The organism is Sphingobium sp. FW305-3-2-15-F-TSA7 (assembly GCF_058787155.1).
Genome location: NZ_JBYSZM010000040.1, coordinates 21,631 through 40,910, shown reverse-complemented (window position 1 = coordinate 40,910; position 19,280 = coordinate 21,631). Strand labels below are relative to the sequence as shown.

Annotated in this window: 16 protein-coding genes; 7 read left to right on the top strand and 9 right to left on the bottom strand. The window is 64.6% G+C overall.

From position 1 onward, the window contains the following. Nucleotides 1-113 precede the first annotated feature (113 nt). From AC3WN8_RS25370 to AC3WN8_RS25355, 4 genes are all read right to left on the bottom strand, one after another. Nucleotides 114-1,163 (bottom strand): ribonucleotide-diphosphate reductase subunit beta, encoded by a 1,050-nt coding sequence (locus AC3WN8_RS25370; RefSeq protein ID WP_492672292.1) that lies wholly within the window; start codon nt 1,161-1,163, stop codon nt 114-116. 147 nt (nt 1,164-1,310) lie between these two features. Further along, the gene (locus AC3WN8_RS25365; RefSeq protein WP_492672291.1) at nt 1,311-3,242 is read right to left on the bottom strand and encodes a ribonucleoside-diphosphate reductase subunit alpha; all 1,932 of its coding nucleotides are present in this window, start codon (nt 3,240-3,242) and stop codon (nt 1,311-1,313) included. Between the two features lie 406 nt (nt 3,243-3,648). Next, on the bottom strand, nt 3,649-4,824 hold the full coding sequence (locus AC3WN8_RS25360) for an alpha/beta fold hydrolase (RefSeq protein ID WP_492672290.1): 1,176 nt from the start codon (nt 4,822-4,824) through the stop codon (nt 3,649-3,651). 119 nt (nt 4,825-4,943) lie between these two features. After that, nucleotides 4,944-5,192 carry a hypothetical protein gene (locus tag AC3WN8_RS25355; RefSeq protein WP_492672289.1) on the bottom strand — a complete coding sequence of 83 codons (249 nt, stop codon included), beginning with the start codon at nt 5,190-5,192 and terminating at the stop codon, nt 4,944-4,946. A gap of 191 nt (nt 5,193-5,383) precedes the next feature. Here AC3WN8_RS25355 and AC3WN8_RS25350 point away from each other — a divergent pair, with 191 nt between their 5' ends. The 4 genes from AC3WN8_RS25350 to AC3WN8_RS25335 all read left to right on the top strand — a co-directional run bounded on the left by AC3WN8_RS25350 (nt 5,384) and on the right by AC3WN8_RS25335 (nt 9,271). Beyond that, nucleotides 5,384-6,034 (top strand): glutathione S-transferase family protein, encoded by a 651-nt coding sequence (locus AC3WN8_RS25350; RefSeq protein ID WP_492672288.1) that lies wholly within the window; start codon nt 5,384-5,386, stop codon nt 6,032-6,034. Between the two features lie 197 nt (nt 6,035-6,231). Further along, nucleotides 6,232-7,749 carry a fumarate hydratase gene (locus AC3WN8_RS25345; RefSeq protein WP_492672287.1) on the top strand — a complete coding sequence of 506 codons (1,518 nt, stop codon included), beginning with the start codon at nt 6,232-6,234 and terminating at the stop codon, nt 7,747-7,749. 75 nt (nt 7,750-7,824) lie between these two features. After that, nucleotides 7,825-8,175 (top strand): endonuclease domain-containing protein, encoded by a 351-nt coding sequence (locus AC3WN8_RS25340; RefSeq protein WP_492672286.1) that lies wholly within the window; start codon nt 7,825-7,827, stop codon nt 8,173-8,175. Nucleotides 8,176-8,347: 172 nt separating this feature from the next. Further along, a complete protein-coding gene (locus tag AC3WN8_RS25335; protein ID WP_492672285.1) occupies nt 8,348-9,271 on the top strand; it encodes an EamA family transporter in 924 nt (307 codons plus the stop codon). A 13-nt stretch (nt 9,272-9,284) separates the two neighbouring features. On the opposite strand, the gene AC3WN8_RS25330 is transcribed toward AC3WN8_RS25335, so the two are convergent. After that, entirely contained in the window at nt 9,285-9,638 is a 354-nt protein-coding gene (locus tag AC3WN8_RS25330; RefSeq protein WP_492672284.1) for an ArsR/SmtB family transcription factor, read from the bottom strand. Between the two features lie 104 nt (nt 9,639-9,742). Between AC3WN8_RS25330 and AC3WN8_RS25325 the strand changes: the two genes are divergently transcribed. Then, nucleotides 9,743-10,924 carry an MBL fold metallo-hydrolase gene (locus AC3WN8_RS25325; RefSeq protein WP_492672283.1) on the top strand — a complete coding sequence of 394 codons (1,182 nt, stop codon included), beginning with the start codon at nt 9,743-9,745 and terminating at the stop codon, nt 10,922-10,924. A gap of 28 nt (nt 10,925-10,952) precedes the next feature. Here the strand turns inward: AC3WN8_RS25325 and AC3WN8_RS25320 are convergent, their stop codons facing one another. Beyond that, nucleotides 10,953-12,575: a serine hydrolase gene (locus AC3WN8_RS25320; RefSeq protein ID WP_492672282.1), complete on the bottom strand. Its 1,623-nt coding sequence runs from the start codon at nt 12,573-12,575 to the stop codon at nt 10,953-10,955. Between the two features lie 136 nt (nt 12,576-12,711). Here AC3WN8_RS25320 and AC3WN8_RS25315 point away from each other — a divergent pair, with 136 nt between their 5' ends. Further along, the gene (locus tag AC3WN8_RS25315; RefSeq protein WP_492672281.1) at nt 12,712-15,060 is read left to right on the top strand and encodes a penicillin acylase family protein; all 2,349 of its coding nucleotides are present in this window, start codon (nt 12,712-12,714) and stop codon (nt 15,058-15,060) included. A gap of 143 nt (nt 15,061-15,203) precedes the next feature. Beyond that, on the top strand, nt 15,204-16,700 hold the full coding sequence (locus tag AC3WN8_RS25310) for an amidohydrolase family protein (RefSeq protein WP_492672280.1): 1,497 nt from the start codon (nt 15,204-15,206) through the stop codon (nt 16,698-16,700). 11 nt (nt 16,701-16,711) lie between these two features. On the opposite strand, the gene trmB is transcribed toward AC3WN8_RS25310, so the two are convergent. From trmB to metK, 3 genes are read right to left on the bottom strand one after another with little or no spacing between them, the layout of a single operon-like run. Continuing rightward, complete coding sequence (gene trmB, locus AC3WN8_RS25305) at nt 16,712-17,392, bottom strand: tRNA (guanine(46)-N(7))-methyltransferase TrmB (protein ID WP_492672279.1); 681 nt, start codon at nt 17,390-17,392, stop codon at nt 16,712-16,714. A 58-nt stretch (nt 17,393-17,450) separates the two neighbouring features. Continuing rightward, on the bottom strand, nt 17,451-17,975 hold the full coding sequence (locus AC3WN8_RS25300; protein WP_492672278.1) for a hypothetical protein: 525 nt from the start codon (nt 17,973-17,975) through the stop codon (nt 17,451-17,453). 54 nt (nt 17,976-18,029) lie between these two features. Then, nucleotides 18,030-19,238 carry a methionine adenosyltransferase gene (gene metK / locus AC3WN8_RS25295; protein WP_492672277.1) on the bottom strand — a complete coding sequence of 403 codons (1,209 nt, stop codon included), beginning with the start codon at nt 19,236-19,238 and terminating at the stop codon, nt 18,030-18,032. Nucleotides 19,239-19,280 lie beyond the last annotated feature (42 nt).

Here is a 19,280-nt window from a genome sequence, read left to right as displayed (position 1 = left end):
CGGCCCGACGCGGGAGTGAATCCCGCGTCGTTGGTCGGCGCTTTTCGCGCCGCCGGCCGGGCGCGCCTTGTTCGCCTTGGATTGGCTTGCGCCAATCCGTCGGCCGGCACGCCTTACTCCGCCGCGATCCCCGCTTTGGCGAACATATCATCTTCGCCCGTGTCGGCGGCCACATCGTTCGCGCGCGCTTTCTTGCGGCGGTCGAAGCTATCCCACACTTCGTTCCAATTGCCCCGCGTCGCAGCCTTGGAATATTCGGTGGCGCGCGTTTCGAAGAAATTGGCGTGCTCGACGCCGTTGAGCAGCGGGGCGAGCCAGGGCAGGGGATGCTCGTCGATCATGAACATCGGCTTCAGGCCAAGCTGGCCCAGGCGCCAGTCCGCGATGTAGCGGATGTACTTCTTGATCTCCTTGGGGCTCATGCCGGGCACGGGGCCCTGCTCGAAGGCCAGGTCGATGAACGCATCCTCCAGCCCCACCGTGGTGTGGCAGACGTCGCGAATGTCGCTCTTGACCGCGGCGGTCAGGCAGTCGCGCTCGCGCGTGAAGGCGTGGAACAGCTTGGTGATGCCTTCGCAGTGCAGGCTCTCGTCGCGGATCGACCAGGTGACGATCTGGCCCATGCCCTTCATCTTGTTGAAGCGCGGGAAGTTCATCAGCATCGCGAAGCTGGCGAAGAGCTGAAGCCCCTCGGTGAAGCCGCCGAACATGGCGAGCGTGCGCGCGATATCCTCGTCGGTGTCGACGCCGAAGGTCGCGAGATAGTCGTGCTTGTCCTTCATCTCCTTATACTGAAGGAACATGCCATATTCGCTCTCGGGCATGCCGATCGTGTCGAGCAGATGGCTGTACGCCGCGATATGCACGGTCTCCATGTTGCTGAACGCGGTCAGCATCATCTTGATCTCGGTCGGCTTGAACACGCGGCCATATTTGTCGTGGTAGCAATCCTGCACCTCGACATCGGCCTGGGTGAAGAAGCGGAAGATCTGGGTGAGCAGGTTGCGCTCGTGATCGGTCAGCTTCTGTGCCCAGTCGCGGCAATCCTCGCCCAGCGGCACTTCCTCCGGCATCCAGTGGATCTGCTGCTGACGCTTCCAGAACTCGAACGCCCAGGGATATTCGAAGGGCTTATATTGTTTGGACGCTTGAAGGAGTGGCATTTCGCGTTCTTCCTTTATTCTGTCATTCCAGCGAAAGCTGGAATCCAAGCGATCTCCGGTCAGCCGCAGAGCTTGGTGATATTCCGCATGGGCCCCAGCGTTCGCTGGGGCGACAATCAATCGATCAGAGTGTCGGTCTAGACCGGCTCACTGGCACGCGAGACATTCGTCATAATCCTTCACCTCGACCTCGATCTGCTTGAGGTCGATCGTGTTGTCCGCTTCGACGCCGCCCGCGAAGCCCGCGCGCTGCACGCTCTTCGAGCGGAGATAATAGAGCGACTTGATGCCCAGTTCCCAGGCGCGGAAATGGAGCATCAGCAGGTCCCATTTCTCGACATCGGCGGGGATGAACAGGTTCAGCGAGGCCGACTGGTCGATATAGGGCGTGCGATCCGCCGCCAGCTCGATCAGCCAGCGCTGGTCGATCTCGAAGCTGGTCTTGTAAGTGTCCTTTTCCTCCTGCGAGAGGAAGTCGAGATGCTGGACCGAGCCGCCGCGTTCCAGGATCGTGTTCCACACCGCTTCGCTGTTCTTCGATTTCTCGCTGAGCAGCTTTTCCAGATAGGGATTGCGGATCGAGAAGCTGCCCGACAGCGTCTTGTGCGTATAGATATTGGCCGGGATCGGCTCGATGCAGGCGGAGGTGCCGCCGCAGATGATGCTGATCGACGCGGTCGGCGCGATCGCCATCTTGCACGAGAAACGCTCCATCACGCCCATATCGGCCGCGTCGGGGCAGGGACCGCGCTCGACCGCCAGATTCATCGATGCTTCGTTCACCTGCGCGCTGATGTGCTTGAACATCTTCAGGTTCCAGCTCTTGGCCATCGCCCCTTCGAAGGGCAGGCCGCGTGCCTGGAGGAAGCTGTGGAAGCCCATCACGCCCAGGCCGACCGAGCGCTCGCGTTCGGCGCTGTACTTGGCACGGCCCATCTCGTCGGGCGCGCGGGCGATATAGTCGGAGAGGACGTTGTCGAGGAAACGCATGACGTCTTCGATGAACTGTTTGTCACCGTTCCACTGGTCCCAGGTCTCGAGATTGAGGCTGGAGAGGCAGCAGACCGCGGTACGGTCATTGCCGAGATGGTCGGTGCCGGTGGGCAGCGTGATCTCGGAACAGAGATTCGAGGTCGAGACCTTCAGGCCCAGGTCGCGGTGATGCTTGGGCATGGTGCGGTTCACCGTGTCGGCGAACACGATATAGGGCTCGCCGGTGGCCAGCCGCGTCTCGACCAGCTTCTGGAACAGCGCGCGGGCGTCGACGCGGGCGCGTTCCGACTGATCCTTGGGGCTGCGCAGCACCCATTCGCTGCCGTCGCGCACCGCTTCCATGAAAGCGTCGGTCAGCAGCACGCCGTGATGGAGGTTGAGCGCCTTGCGGTTGAAATCGCCCGAGGGCTTCCGGATCTCGAGGAACTCCTCGATCTCGGGATGCGAGACGTCGAGATAGACCGCGGCCGATCCGCGGCGCAGCGAGCCCTGCGAGATGGCGAGGGTCAGCGAATCCATCACGCGCACGAAGGGAATGATGCCGCTGGTCTTGCCGTTCAGGCCGACGGGCTCGCCGATGCCGCGCACGCTGCCCCAATAGGTGCCGATGCCGCCGCCGCGGCTGGCCAGCCAGACATTCTCGTTCCAGGTGTTGACGATGCCGTTCAGGCTGTCGTCCACCGAGTTGAGATAGCAGGAAATCGGCAGGCCGCGTCCGGTGCCGCCGTTGGACAGCACGGGCGTTGCGGGCATGAACCACAATCTGGAGATATAGTCGTAGACGCGCTGGGCATGCGCGGCGTCGTCGGCATAGGCGCTGGCGACGCGGACGAAGAGATCCTGATAGCTTTCGCCGGGCAGGAGATAACGGTCCTTCAGCGTTTCCTTGCCGAAATCGGTCAACAGTGCGTCGCGCGCATGATCGACCTCGACAGGGAAAGGCTGCGGCATCACCGTCTTGCTGTCGATCGCGGCGCTCTTGCCGTCGGCAGCCTTGCTCTCCGTCTTGGCGGACTTGGTCGGTGCTTCGGTTACGGTTGTTGGCACGTCGCTGCTGCTCTCTTCCCGGGTATCTCTGAAGTCCATGATATACGCGCTCCCGTTCCCGATCCGTTCGACTCGGGGGCAAGCCCCCAGAATAGCATCTTTCCAGGGGCAGCGGCACGCGAAATTCGCTCGTTTCCGTCGCTTTTACACAGCGAAACCGTCTGTCGCGATATGGGGTCGCGTTGGCGGTTCTACCAGTGCTTGTGCCCAGCCCCCTGGATTCACACCATCAATAGTGCCGCATCCGGCAGGCGATGCAAGACGGTAAATGACGGTTCGAAGACTCGGTTCGTCGCTCTTATGACTCGGTTCGTGGCAGCGACGAAACGAGGCCGGGGCGCGACGCGCGGACTTCCCTTGGCTTCTGAAAAGGCAAGGGAACGAACGCGGAACAAAAATATTTCGATGAGATCGGGCCGAACCGGACCGAATGGTCATCAATCCGTCATCGAACCTTCGGCGCGTCGTCGCAGCGGCGTCCGCCGGCAGGCATATGGCCCTGGGCAAAGGGCAGGGCCTTGTCACGCAGCGCGCCAAGCAGGCGACCGGGCTGTTCGTTCACCAGATAATGGGCCGCGTCATCGATCACCACCATCTCGGTATAGGGAGAGCATATCTCGGCGGACAGCGCGACGGCGGCCTCGGTCGGCGCCTGCAGGTCGTAGCGACCCGATACGAAGATCATCGGCACCGCAAAGCGGGTGCCCAGATTGCGGCGGAAATCCCAGCCGGCCGCCGAACGGATCAATGGCACGCTCCACTCGTCGGAACCGCCCAGCATTGCGAAGATGTCGCTCAAATCCAGGTCCGGAGAGTTGAGCGCCGTCAGGAGCGTCCAGCGCGCGATATCGCCGCCGCCGCGCGCGTGATGGATCGATCCGCCAAGCGGTACGACGGGGCGCTGGATCTTGCCCATCCACGTTGCCAGCGCCTCGACGTCCTGGCCGGGCGGCGGATCGCCCATCGCCGCAACTTCCGCGGCCAGCGCCGAATCGCCGCGCCGTTGCGCGATGCGGCGAAGCGCCTCCCGTGTCTCGACGAAATTGCGCTCCCAACCCGTCACCTGGCCGAAGCCGACATAGGCGTGGAGCAGGTCGGGACGCCGCCGGGCCACTTCCGCGCCGAGCAGCGAACCCCAGCTATGGCCGACCAGGATGATCCGCTGCTGATGGAATTTGCGGCGCAGATGCTCGATCAGCGCGATGGTGTCGTCGACGAGCTGCGCGCGCGTGACCGTGCCGCGCAGCGCCTGGCCGTCGATCGCGGAACGGCCGAAGCCGCGCTGGTCCCACTGGACCACGGTGAAATATTCCTCCCAGGGGCGCTGGAACGAATAGGACATGCCGCTGATCGTGCCGCCCGGCCCGCCATGGAGATAGAGCAGCACCGGGTTGTTGCGGTCCTGGCCGCGGATCGTCACCCATTGGCGTGCGCCGTTCAGCCGGACATAGTTTTTCTGGTCGATGCCGCGCGGCGACACGATGCGGCCCATGGCATAATTATTCTCGCGCGCCACTGACCGGATGAAGAGCGATGTCGCGATGGCGATGACGAGGACGACCGCCAGGGGCAGGAGCACATAGCGTGCCGCCAGAATCAGAACGCGCTTCAGCTTCCCCACTATCCATCCCCACCCTTATTCTCTGATCGGAAAATCATATCCTCACAGAGACAAGAGTAAAGCGGCAAAGCGGATCGGGGATCCAAAGCGGCGGCGATCGATCCGCCGTTGTCCCGCCGTCAGTCTCCCCCCGTGCGCGGTTTGCGGCGCCAGATGCGGAGCCGGTCGAACATGGTGATCCCCAGATATGCGGCACCGATCCAGAATATGACTTCGGTCAGCAGCGCTGCGGCCACCACGATCCCGGTGCGCAAGGCGAAACTCGGTTCGAACAGCAACAGCGTCGCCGCCACCGCGGCCCAGGCGGAAACGACGATGGCGCCGGCAGCAATGATGAGGGTGCGGCGCAGACGGGGATTTCTGATCATGATGGTCTCCTCCCGGATCGATCGTTTCCCGATTAGTCGCCGGCTGGTGCCGTCTTCTTTCAGCTGCGTGCGAAAAAAATCCACGATCGCGCCGTTCCTGATCGGCTGCCGGATAATCTGCTTGCAAAATGCAAGCAGTCAGCCTAGCCGCCTGCGGGTCATATCATGGGCACGGAAAGGCAGGTGGCATCATGGCGCTCGAACTCTTCTCGCATCCCTTCTCCTCCTATTGTCAGAAGGCGCTGATCGCGCTGTTCGAGAACGATACTCCTTTCACCTACCGCATGCTCGAGGATGAGGGCGTGGGCGGGGAGCTTGCGCGGATCTGGCCGCTCGGTCGCTTCCCCGTGCTGCGCGAGGGCGATCGCGTCGTGCCGGAGGCGACGATGATCGTCGAATATCTCGATGTCCATTACCCCGGACCGACGCGGTTCATCCCCGAGGATCGCGATGCGGCGATCTCGGTGCGCATGATGGATCGTTTCTTCGACAATTATATCGCCACCCCGCAGCAGAAGATCGTCTTCAATTCGCTGCGCGACGAAGCCACTCGCGATGCGCATGGCGTGACCGAAGCGCAGGCCATGTTGGACAAGGCCTATCGCTGGCTCGACGGTTATATGGATGGCCGCGAATGGGCGGCGGGCGATTTCGGCCTGGCCGATTGTGCGGCGGCGCCGCAGCTTTTCTATGCCGACTGGACCTATGCGATCCCGGAGGAATTCGCGAACGTTCATGCCTATCGCCAGCGGCTGATCGAACGGCCGAGCTTCGCGCGCGCCATTGATGAGGGGCGGCCCTATCGATCCTATTTCCCGCTGGGGGCGCCCGACCGCGATTAATATCGGGTCTCGATTGAGCATGACTCGTCGAGACCCGATATCAGCCCGCGCGGCGCTTGAACGAACCGATCGAGGATGCGTCAGCATCTTCGAGATCGCGTATAAGGCGCGTCGCCGGCGCGATGTGCAACCGGGCCATTTCCACCTGCGGCGGAGCGCGATAAGGGGACGCGACTCCGCCCGCAGGGAAAGACCGAATGACCGTCATCAAGGAAGCCGACCTGATCGAGAGCGTGGCCGACGCGCTCCAGTTCATCTCCTACTATCACCCGATGGATTATATCCGCGCGCTTGGTGCCGCCTATGAGGCGGAGGCTTCGCCCGCGGCGAAGGACGCGATCGCGCAGATCCTGACGAACAGCCGTATGTGCGCGGAGGGGCATCGCCCGATCTGCCAGGATACCGGCATCGTCACGGTGTTCGTCAAATGGGGGCAGGATTGCCGGCTGGAATCGGACAAGTCGCTCCAGCAGGTGATCGATGAGGGTGTGCGCCGCGCCTATCGCAATCCGGAAAATCCGCTGCGCGCGTCGATCCTCGCCGATCCCGCCTTCGGCCGGGTGAACACCAAGGACAACACGCCCTCGGTCCTCCATGTCGAGATGGTGCCGGGCAGCAAGATCTCGGTCGACGTCGCGGCCAAGGGCGGCGGCAGCGAGAACAAGTCGAAGTTCAAGATGCTCAACCCGTCCGACTCGATCGTCGACTGGGTGCTGGAGATGGTGCCGCAGATGGGCGCGGGCTGGTGCCCGCCGGGCATGCTCGGCATCGGCATCGGCGGTACCGCGGAAAAGGCGGTGCTGCTTGCCAAGGAATCGCTGATGGGCGCGATCGACATGAGCCAGCTCAAGGCGCGCGGGCCGCAGAACAAGCTCGAGGAACTGCGCATCGAGATCTACGACAAGGTCAATGCACTGGGCATCGGCGCGCAGGGGCTGGGCGGGCTTTCGACCATCCTCGACGTCAAGATCATGGACTGGCCGACACATGCCGCATCGAAGCCGATCGCGATGATCCCCAATTGCGCGGCGACCCGCCATGCCCATTTCACGCTCGACGGATCGGGTCCGGCCTATCTGGAGCCGCCCAAGCTGTCCGAATGGCCCGATGTGAACTGGACGCCGAGCAAGGAAGCGATCCGCGTCGATCTCGACACGCTGACGCCCGAGGTGGTCCAGAGCTGGAAACATGGCGACCGGCTGCTGCTCAACGGCAAGATGCTCACCGGCCGCGACGCCGCGCACAAGCGTATCCAGGACATGCTGGCCAAGGGCGAGCCGCTGCCCGTCGAACTCGCCGGCCGCGTCATCTATTATGTCGGTCCCGTCGATCCGGTGGGTGAGGAGATTGTCGGCCCCGCCGGCCCGACGACCGCCACGCGCATGGACAAGTTCACGCGCATGATGCTCGAACAGGGGCTGCTCGCGATGGTTGGCAAGGCCGAGCGCGGCCCGATGGCGATCGACGCGATCCGCGAACACAAGTCCGCCTATCTGATGGCGGTCGGCGGCGCCGCCTATCTGGTCGCCAAGGCGATCAAGGGCTCCAAGGTCGTCGGTTTCCACGATCTCGGCATGGAAGCGATCTACGAGTTCGAGGTGCAGGACATGCCGGTGACGGTCGCCGTCGACGCCGAGGGCCAGAGCGTCCACCACCTCGCCCCGCTCGTCTGGCAGGACAAGATCCGCAAGGAGAAGCTGCTCGAGGGGGTTTGATCCAGATTCTCCTCCCTGCGCGTAGCGCGGGGAGGGGGACCGCGGCGCGAAGCGGCGTGGTGGAGGGGAAATAGGATGCCAGCACCACGCAAGAGCGTCGAAAATGCTCGCCGGCTGCGCCGCGCACTGACCCCGCCCGAAGCTAAGCTCTGGACATATCTGCGAACCCGGCCACTCGGCTTCAAGTTCCGGCGCCAGCATCCAATCGGCACCTTCACCCTCGATTTCTATTGCGCGTCTGCACAACTGGCGATCGAGATCGATGGTATCGCGCACGACATGGGGGATAATCCTGCGCGAGACGTAGCGTGCGACGCCTGGGTCGCGGAGCAGGGCGTACGGACCGTGCGGGTGCCCGCCGCCCTTGTCCGCGATGATATGGATGCGGTCGTTCGGATGATCCTTGCCGAATGTGGCGCAGAATGACGCATCGCTATTCCCCTCCACCACGCCGCTTCGCGTCGCGGCCCCCCTCCCCACGCTGCGCGCAGGGAGGAGAGGCGCTTCTCCTCCCCATCGTCAGATGGGGAGGGGGACCGCGCGACGTAGTCGCGTGGTGGAGGGGAATAGCGATGCCGTGGTCATACCGGATCGTTCCATGATCACCTCCCCGATCTGGCTGCCCGCGACGCTGATCGCCGGGCTGCTCCAGGCATGGCGGACGGCGGTGCAGCGGCGGGTGAGTCAGTCATTGTCGGTGAACGCCGCTGGGCTGGTGCGCTATCTCTACGGACTGCCCTTTGTCGTGGCATTGTGGGCGACCTATCAATTCGCGATCGCGCCCGCGCCCATGCCCGCGATCGGGGGCATGGCCCTGCCACTCTGCGCAACGGCCGGATTTGCGCAGATCGTCGCGACCAATTTGCTGCTGATAGCATTCGACCAGCGCAATTTCGTTGTCGGCACCGCTTATTCGAAGACCGAGGCGGTGCAGGGCGCGCTGCTGTCGCTGCTGCTGCTCGGCGAGCGGCTGAACATCCTGACCTGGGCGGGAATCGTTGCCGGGGTGATCGGGGTGATGATCCTGTCGACGGGGGGCAAGCGCATGGGCGCCGGCGAATTGCTGCGTGCGCTCGGCCAGCCCGCGGCGCGCTATGGCATCGCCTCCGGCCTGTTCTTTGCACTTACAGCGGTCGCGGTGCGCCGCTCGACCGCGGAGGTGGCCACTGGCGACCCGATCCGCGCCGCATTGATCGTGCTGGCCGTGACGGTCGCGCTCCAGACGGTGATGCTGGGCGGCTGGCTGTTCTGGCGTGAGCGCGACCAAGTCCGCGCGGTGTTTTCGAGCTGGCGGGTCTCCGGTCAGGTCGGCCTGCTCTCGGCGCTGGGATCGGCCTGCTGGTTCACCGGCTTCGCCACCGCGCCGGTCGCGCTTGTGCGGATCGTCGGACAGGTCGAGATGGTCTTCACGCTCGGCTTCGCGCATTTCTATCTGCGTGAAAGGCTGCGTGGCAGCGAGGTTGCCGGGCTCGTGCTGGTCGTTCTCGGCGTGATGCTGGCGCTCGGCGGATCGATGCGCTGAGACGAGGCGCGGCTTATGGGCTGCCCGGGCTGCCGGCGCCCGGTTGAGCGGCCCGTTTCCGCTTCGCCTTGCGATGATCCGCGACGTCGAGCAATGTCTGCAAGCGGACATCCTCGAACTTGCCGATCCAGCGACGCACGATCTGTGCGAGCGGAACGGGGTTGAGATAATGAAGCTTCTCGCGGCCGCGGCGGCGGACGGCGACCAGGTTTGCCGCTTCCAATATGGCGAGATGCTTCGAAACAGCCTGGCGCGACATTGCGAGATCGGTGCAGAGAGCGGTCAGCGTCTGGCCGTTACGAGTGACGAGTCGATCGAGCAGCTCACGCCGGCTTTCATCCGCCAGCGCCCGGAAAATATCAGTCATCACCTTGATTAAGCAACCAAAAGGTTGCCTGTCAACATTTTGAAGCGGCTTGCGGGCACACGCGACTCGGCTATGCGTCGACCGGCACGGTATCCGGAGAAAACATGCGAAGCGCGACGATCAGGCTGCTCAAGGCGCTCGCAACCATCATCCTGTTTACGACGATCGCGCTGTGCCTGGCGGTCACGATCGTGCCGCCTTTCCTCGACCGCGTCTATTATCATGGGCCGGTCAGCGATCATTATGATGGCGCGCGCTTCTTCAATCCGGATGGCGAGGATACGGTGCGGCCGCCGACGGGCGGCAGCCGTGGAGGTTTCCTGTTCCGTTGGGTGCTGGGGCGTGACGACCGCCCCGCCTGGCCCGACGGGATCGCGGTCGGGCAGGCGAAACCCGCCGCAAGGGTCGAAGGCGAGACGATGGTCGCGACCTGGGTCGGCCATGCCACCATGCTGATCCAGACCGCCGGGCTCAATATCCTGACTGATCCGGTCTGGAGCGACGTGGCGGGCCCGCTCAACCTGGTTGGGCCGAAGCGGATCGCGCCGCCCGGCATCCGCTTCGAGGATCTGCCGAAGATCGATCTCGTTGTCGTCAGCCACAATCATTACGATCATATGGATCTGCCGACGTTGAAATGGCTCTGGGAGCGCGACCGGCCGAAGATCGTGACGAGCCTGGGCAACGACACGCTGATCCGCAGCACCGGCGCCGAAGCGACCGCGCTCGACTGGGGCGGACGGTTGACCGTGAAGCCCGGCATCGACGTTGTCGTGACGCGCAACCATCATTGGGGCAGCCGCTGGGGCACCGACCGCAATCGCGCGCTCTGGTCCAGCTTCACCGTCACCCTGCCCGGCGGTAATATCTTCTTCGCGGGAGACACCGGGCCTGGCGACATGAAATGGCCCGCCGAGGCCGCACGGCTGGGCCCGGTGCGGCTGGCGATCCTGCCCATCGGCGCTTTCCGCTTCGAGCCCGGCCAGATGAAGACCGGCAGCCATATCGGCCCGCGCGAGGCGGTGGAGGTGTTCTCCGGGCTCGGTGCGTCCTTCGGCCTGCCCATCCATTGGGGAACCTTCCGCCTGTCCTACGAGGCGTATGACACGCCGCCCAGGATGCTCGACCTGTTCACGCGCTGCGCCGGCTATGCGCCCGACGCATTCCGCCCGCGCCGGATCGGCATGCCGGTCAGCGTGCCGCCCTATGCCGTGCCCGCGCGCGCGTCGGTGGTCGATGCGCGCGACTGTGTGGAAGGATCGGCGGCGCTCAGGGCATTGCGTTGAGCGCTTTCTGGCGGCTTTCTCAAGCGACTCAAGGCGCGTCGGTGACGCGCTTGAACGCATAGCCCGTCGAGAAATCGAACCGGTCCATGTGCCCCTTGGGATCGCGTCGGAATTCGACGAAGAAATTCCGCGACTCCATTTCATAGGGCCAGCGCGGTCGTGCCTTGAACACGTCGTAGTTCCAATGCTCCAGGTCATAGCGGTCGCGGCCTGCGGCGATGACGAGATGGCCGCTCTCGACGGTCACCCTGGCCGTGCCGAACGCGCCATTGTCGGCGAAGCTGCCCGTATAGGCAGTGAGCGGCATCGACGGGCTGGTGCCGGCGACACGCGCCTGGACAATGGCCTGCTGCGCCGCGTCGCTCTCGGCACGCTGCTTGAGCGCCTGCGCCCGGAAACGGCGGCTCCAGTCGCGGTCACCGACACCAAGCGCCTCGTCGATCGCGATTTGCGCGACGGCCAGCGGCATCATCGTCTCTTCCGAATTGGCGAGCGCGATCACGGCGATGCCGTCGTCGGGGAGGAACGCCATCCGGCTGCGAAAGCCGTCAATGCCGCCCGAATGCGAGATCACCGTGTGTCCGCGATAATCGTGCGCGTACCAGCCCATGGCGTAGCTGCGAAAGCGGATCCGGTCTTCGCCGTCGCCGGCGACGGTCACCCACTCGTCCGCCGCCCGCGCGCCGCGCACAGGCGTCTGCGGCACATGGGTCTCATGCAGTGTTGCGGGTGAGAGCAGCGCCCTTGCGCCGCTACGGCCGTCGGCGAGCTGGAATTGCAGCCAGAGCGCCATGTCGTGGGCACTCGAATTGACCCCTCCCGCGGGCGTCGCGGTCTCGTCCTCATAGCGCCATTCGATCGGGCGCCAGCGATCGGCTCCGCGGAGATGGGGGGAGGCGGCGTTGGCGTCCGCGCGTGCGCGCAGGCTGTCGGCATTGGTGCGCGTCATGCCGAGCGGCTTCCAGAAACTGTCGGCGGCATAGTCTTCCCAGACCTTGCCGGTGACCGTCGACACCACCTGGCCGAGCGCGGTGTAGCTGTCGGTCGTGTAGAGGAATTCCGAGCGCAGCGGATGGATCTGGGGCAGGAAGCGGATCCGCCGGACATGATCGGCGCGGTCGAGGCTGGCGCGGCGGAAGCTGTATTCGGAACTGCCGATGCCGCTGCGCATGCTGAGCAGGTCGCGCAGCGTCACTTCGTCGGTGTCGCGGTCGCGCGGCATACGGAACCAGGGCAGATAGCGGGTGACCGGCGCATCCCAGGCGAGCTTTCCCTCATCGACCAGCTTCGCCACGGTCGCGGAGGCAAAGCTCTTGGTAAGCGATGCGATGCCGAACAGCGTCCGCGCATCGACCGGCTTGTCGTCCCCTGCCTTGCGCACGCCAAAGCCGCGCTCATGGATGATGCGCCCGTCGCGGACGATCGCGATGGCGAGGCCGGGTTGGTTCCATTCGCGCATCATCACTTCGACCCTGGCGTCGAAGCTGGCGATGTCGAAAGCGCGCTCGTTCGCCAGCGTTTGCGCGGTGGGTTGCGTCTGCGCGAACGCCATGCCCGGAACCGTCGCGAAGGCGATTGCAAGACAGGTGCGGAATATGGTCGGCCCGTGGCGGGCAAGCCGGGAGGCACCAATGGCTGGGGATATGGTCATAAAGGCTCTGCGGCTGGAGTGCGGGATGAAGTCCGTGACGATGCCCGCATAGTCCATCGGCATGAATCTCCAAAAGCGCCACCCCCTCGGAAGGGCCCGGATTTACATTCGCAAGAGCGTCTGATCTATCCACGCAATGCACCGCCAAATCCCATCGGCGATCCGCCGAACCTTCGCTGCTGTCCTGATCGCCTTTATGGCCTGCCTGCCCGCACAGGCGGTATCGGCGCGGCCGGCGGGCGTTTCGATCGTGCGCACGACCTATGGCATACCCCATATCACCGCCTCCGACTGGCGCGGCCTGGGCTATGGCTATGGCTATGTCGCCGCCGAGGACAATCTGTGCATTCTTGCGGACGCCTTCGTCACCTTTCGCGGCGAAAGATCGCGCTATTTCGGCGCCACGGCCCGCCGCGGCCGGGGCAGCACATTGGGCACGCCGGTCAATCTCGAATCGGATTTCTTCTTTCGTCACGTCGCCGACGACGCGCAGATCGCACGCTTCCGGGCGGCGCAGCCGGCCGATCTCGACGCGCTGATTACGGGCTATGCGGCGGGTTACAGCCGCTATGTCGGCGAGTTGCGCGGTGGCGGCCATGCCGGTCGCCATGCCGATTGCCGCGGTGCCGAATGGCTGAACGCGGCGACCGCCGAGGATATCTATCGCCGGCTCTACGTGCTCTCGCTCACCGCCAGCTCGGTCAATTTCATCGAGGCGATCGGCAGCGCCCAGCCGCCCGCCAAGGGCGCTGCCGCTGTGACGCGACCCGGAGCACAGCAGATCGCCTGGACCTTGCCGGCCGATCGCGATCCCGATTTCGGCAGCAACATGTACGGCTTCGGCAGCGAGGCGACGGGCACGAAACACGGGCTGCTGCTCGGCAATCCGCATTGGTATTGGAAGAGCGTCGACCGGTTCCAGCAGGTGCATCTCAAGATCCCCGGGAAGATCGACGTCCAGGGTGTGTCGATCGTCGGCGTTCCCGTGATCCAGGTCGGCTTCAACCGCGATGTTGCATGGAGCCATACCGTGTCCACCGCGGCCCGCTTCACGCTCTACAAGCTCAAGCTCGTCGAGGGTGATCCGACGGCCTATCTCTATGACGGCAAGGTTCGGCGGATGACGGCGCGCCCGGTCACCGTGCAGGTCAAGGACGATGACGGCAGCATCCGCGCCGTCACCCGCACGCTTTACCGGTCGCACTACGGATCGATGCTGGCGACGGGCTGGACCGGGACCGAGGCGCTGACCATCCGCGACGTCAATGCCGACAATATGAGGCTCTATCGCAATTGGCTGCGCCTCGATCGTGCCGGGAGCCTCGACGAATTCATTCGTATCCAGCGCGAAGAGGTGGCGATCCCCTGGGTCAATACCGTCGCGGTCGGCCGCAACGACAATCGCGCCTGGTATGCCGATATCGGCGCGATCCCCAATGTCAGCGACGCCAAGCGCGCCGCTTGCAGCGTCGCCAAGGCGACGCTCGACGGTTCGCGCTCCGAATGCGAGTGGGACAATGATGCGGACACGCCGCAACCCGGCACGCTGGGCGTGTCGAAGCTGCCGTCGATCGAGCGGCGCGACTATGTGGCGAACATGAACGACAGCTATTGGCTCGCCAATCCCGGCGTGCCGCTGACCGGCTATCCCGCGATCATCGGCGCGGTCGACAATGAACAGTCGATGCGCACCCGGCTGGGGCATCGCCTCGCGCAGCAGCGGCTGGCCGGCACCGACGGTCTGCCCGGCAAGGGCGTGACCAGCGAAAGCCTGAGGGCGATCACGCTCAACAGCCGCGTGATGACCGCCGAGCTGTTCCTCGACGACCTGCTGGCCGGCCCCTGCCGCAAAACCACGATCAAGCTGGCCGCGACCGGCGCCGATATCGACGTGAGAAAGGCCTGTGCAGTGCTCGCCGCCTGGGATCGGCGCGGCAATATCGACTCGGTCGGCGCGCATATCTGGGACCGGTTCTGGGACGAGCTGAAGGACGTTCCGGCGGAGGCGCGCTACAGCACCCCCTTCGACCCCGCGCGTCCGATCGACACGCCGCGCGGACTGCGCGCCGACACGCCCGTGGTGGAGCAGGCGTTCGCCGCCGCGGTGCGCGTGGTCCAGGCCAGCGGCATCGCACTCGATGCGCCGCGATCGGCCTATCAATATCTGACCGATGCCGATGGTACGAAGATTCCGCTCGCCGGCGGCTGCGGTGCGCAGGGCTATTTCACCATCGTCTGCACGCAGATCACCGAACAGGGGCCGGTCGCGAACGTGCACGGCAACAGCTATATCCAGGTGGTCGGCTTCGACGACAAGGGCGTTGTTCCCTACACGCTGGAGGTGCCGTCGCAATCCACCGATCCCGCATCGCCCTGGTACCGCGACTATACGCGCGCCTATTCGCAGAAACGCTGGCACCGCGCGCCGTTCACCGACCGGGAGATCCGGCGTGCCACGGTTGCGCGGACGACACTGGTCGACTGAATGACTGGGAGGCACCGTCGATGCGTTCGATCATGGGTGGGGTCGGGTCGATCGGGAGACGCCCGGTGAATCGCCGGCCGGGATCGCGATCGGAGCCGCGGCGGCGTTCGGTCGGCGGGATTGCCCTGGCGAGGGCGGCGTTGATGTTCATGGCCCTTGGCTCGGCCCTTGGGCATGATCGCGCCGTCGCTTCGGATCGGCATGCTGCCGACATCCTCATCACCGACGGGACGGTGATCACCATGGACCCCGCCCGGCGGGTGATCGAGGACGGCGCGGTGGCGATCGTCGGAAACCGGATCGTCGCGGTCGGAACGACGGCCGAGTTGCGGATTCGCTTCCGTGCGCGCTCGATCATCGATGCGCGCCGCAAAGTGGTGATGCCGGGGCTGATCGATGGCCATGGCCATGCCGGCCATGCGATGTTCAAGTCATTGGGTGCCGACAGCGACCAGTGGGACAATGCCGTCGAGCGCATGTACGCCCATGGCTCGACCCCCGATTTCTGGAGAGCCGATGCGCAGCTCGCCGCGCTGGAGCGGCTGAAGTCCGGCGTGACCACGTCGGTGAACGTCTTTGGCGGAGGCTCCGACGTGTACCGGGTCGACGACCCCAAATATGGCGACGCCTATCTTGGGGCGATCAAGACCATCGGGGTTCGCTGGTTCCTCGGCGTCGGCCCGCGCCGCGGCCCATATCCCAGCGCGTTCACCGAATGGGACGGAGAGGCGCACAAGGATCTTCAGCTCTCCTTCGATCGGCAGATCGAGGTTGCCGAGACGCTGATCCGCAAATGGGACGGTGCGGCTGACGGTCGCGTGAGGATGGCGGTGGCGTTTCCGACGATCAGCCCGGACGCCAAGCTCGAAGGGGCGGCACTCGATGCCGTGAAAAATGAGGCGCGCGTCGCGCGCGACCTGTCGAAGCGATATCATGTCTTCTTCCTGCAGGACGGTCACACGCGCGGTACCGTCAAATTCGCCAACGACGTGCTCGGGCTGCTTGGGCCCGATGCGATATTCTCGCACGCGACCAGCCTTACGGATGAGGAAATCAAGCTGATCGCGTCGAGTGGAACGCGCATCTCGCACAATCCCAGCGCGATCTTCTCGATGTACGGACGCAATCCCACCACCGAGCTGATCGACGCGGGTGCCATCGTCATGCTCGGGTCGGACGGCGTCGCGCCGGATCGCAGCTACGACATGTTCCGTCACATGTTCCAGGCGACACGCTATCATCGCTTCCATTTCCGCGACTCGACGGTGCTGCCCGCCGGCAAGGTGCTGGAAATGGCGACCGTCGATGCGGCGCGGGCGCTGGGCATGGAAAAGGAGATCGGTTCGCTCGAACCCGGCAAGAAAGCCGACATCATCCTGGTCGACTGGTTCAAGCCGCACCTCGTGCCGATGAACATGCCGGTCCATCGCATGGTCTATTTCGCCAATGGCGCTGATGTCTCGACGGTGCTCGTCGACGGCCGCATCCTGATGCGCGACCGCAAGGTGCTGAGCGTCAACGAACAACAGGCGCTCATGACGGCGCAGCGCGAGGCGGACCTGGCGATCCGTCGTGCGGGACTGCAGGATCTGACCGCGCTACCGAACGGCTTCTGGGGCTCGACCCGATTAAAGCCCTGACCGCGTTCGAGTCAGACCCGCTTGTAGCGGAAATACCAGACTTCATGCCCCTTGCGGCGCGCCTTGGCTTCGTAGCGCGTCTCGGGCCAGCCGCCGGGGCGGACCAGAAAGTCCTTCGGTTCTTTCGCCAGCCATTCGAAATCGCGGCGCTGGTTCATCACCATCATCGACCAGCGGCAATAGGTCGGGTCGTCGGTGCCCAGCCGGAACTCGCCGCCGGGCTGCAGCTTGGCGGCGATCAGGTCGAGCGGGCCGTGGTTCATCATCCGGCGCTTGGCATGGCGCGCCTTGGGCCAGGGGTCGGGATGGAGCAGATAGACGAAGCGCAGCGATCCGTCGGGTACCCGCTCCAGCACGTCGAGCGCGTCGCCCATATGCAGGCGGACATTGGGCAGATGCCCCTCGCGGATATGCATCAGCGCGCCGACCACGCCGTTGAGGAAGGGCTCGCAGCCGATAAAGCCGTGATCGGGCAGCAGGTCGGCGCGATAGGCGAGATGTTCGCCCGATCCGAAGCCGATCTCGAAATGCAGCGGGCGATCGTCACCGAACAGCCCCGTGGCGGTGACGTCGCCGGTCTCGGGCACGCTTAGCGCGGGCAGCAATTCCTCGACGAGCTGCGCCTGGCCCTGACGCAATTTGTGGCCCTTGGCCCGGCCATAGAGGCGGCGGATGCTGGCTGGATCGTTCATGGCGTGGCCCCTAACCGAGCGCCGCCGAGTCAGCAACGGCATGCCGTACTTGATGGCATCATCGCCGGCAGGGTTTGCCCTCATATTGATTGCGGACGACGGCATATTGCCTGCCGTTCCAGCGCTGCACCGGAAAACAGAAGCCGGGGCCGCCGACTTCGATATCGGCCCAGCCGCCAGCGCCTTTGCTCGCCAGGAAAGTCGGAATCCCGACCGCGTCATGCCAGCGTTTCCAGCCGGCCGGCGTCGGCGTGACGATGGTGAAATGGAAGCCGGTATTGCCGTAACAGGCGCTACCCTCGTCCATCACGACCACTTCGGGGCGGCCATCGCCATTGAGATCGCGGATCGCGGCGCCGGCAATGCCGTCGTCCGCGATCGACGCATCGGACATGCCGTCGCAGCCCTTCCATTGCCGTCCGGCCTTCGCGAAGCCCGCGGCGCGCATGATCGCGTCTTTCTGGGCGGGAGTCAGCGTCGCCGCCTTCATCGGCAGCGTCCAGCCGTCAGTCGGATAGGCCGCCGATGCCGGCGTGGCCGCGGCAGACGCCGCGACAAGGATGAAAATCGAAGAAAGTCGCATGCCATTCCCCCACCGAACGAGTCGGTGGGGAGTTTAGCATGGCGCAGATGCCTGTCAGACCGCCGCTTTCAGCTTCTCGACCAGGTCGGTACGTTCCCAGGGGAAGAAATCCCCATCGGGCGTGCGGCCGAAATGGCCATAGGCTGCGGTCTTCTCGTAGATCGGCTTGTTGAGGGCGAGATGCGTGCGGATGGCGCGCGGCGTCAGGCCGCCCAGATCCTCGATCGCCATGATCGCCTGCTCGATCCTGTCGTCGCCCACCGTGCCGGTGCCGTGCGTGTCGACATAGAGCGACAGCGGCTTGGAGACGCCGATCGCATAAGCGAGCTGGATGGTGCAGCGCGTGGCGAGGCCGGCCGCGACGATGTTCTTCGCCAGATAGCGCGTGATATAGGCGGCAGAGCGGTCGACCTTGGTCGGGTCCTTGCCCGAAAAGGCGCCGCCGCCATGGGGGGCGGCGCCGCCATAGGTGTCGACGATGATCTTGCGGCCGGTCAGGCCGGCATCGCCGTCGGGTCCGCCGATCTCGAAGCTGCCGGTCGGGTTGATGTGATATTCGGTCGCGTCGGACAGCAGCCTGGCGGGCAGGATGTCCGCCACCACGCTTTTCACATAGGCGTGAAGCTCGGCTTCGTTGGCGCCTTCGTCATAGCCCTTGGCATGCTGGGTGGAGACGACGATCGCGGTCGCGGCGGCGGGCACGCCATTCTCGAAGCGCAGCGTGACCTGGCTCTTGGCGTCGGGCTCGAGGAAGGGCGCTGCGCCTGAATGGCGGTCGGCGGCCATGCGCTCGAGGATCTTGTGGCTGTAATAAAGCGTCGCCGGCATCAGGTCGGGCGTCTCGTCGCAGGCGAAGCCGAACATGATGCCCTGGTCGCCGGCGCCCTCGTCCTTGTTGCCCGATGCGTCGACGCCCTGCGCGATATGCGCCGACTGCGGATGCAGGTTGTTCGAGAAATCGAGCGTCTGCCAGTGAAAGCCGTCCTGCGCATAGCCGATGCGCTTCACGGTCTCGCGGACGGTCTGTTCGATCTCCTCGGGAACGCCGGGCGCCCAGTTGCCGTCCTCGTCCATGATGCCCTTGCCGCGGATCTCGCCGGCCAGCACGACCTTTTGCGTGGTGGTCAGCGTTTCGCACGCCACGCGCGCTTCGGGATCCTTGGACAGGAACAGATCGACGATCGCGTCGGAGATCTGGTCGGAAACCTTGTCGGGATGGCCTTCGGAAACCGACTCGGACGTGAAGAGGTAGTTGGAACGCATGGCTGAAAACCCGCAGATATAAGGAAAGCTTTAAATGCGGAA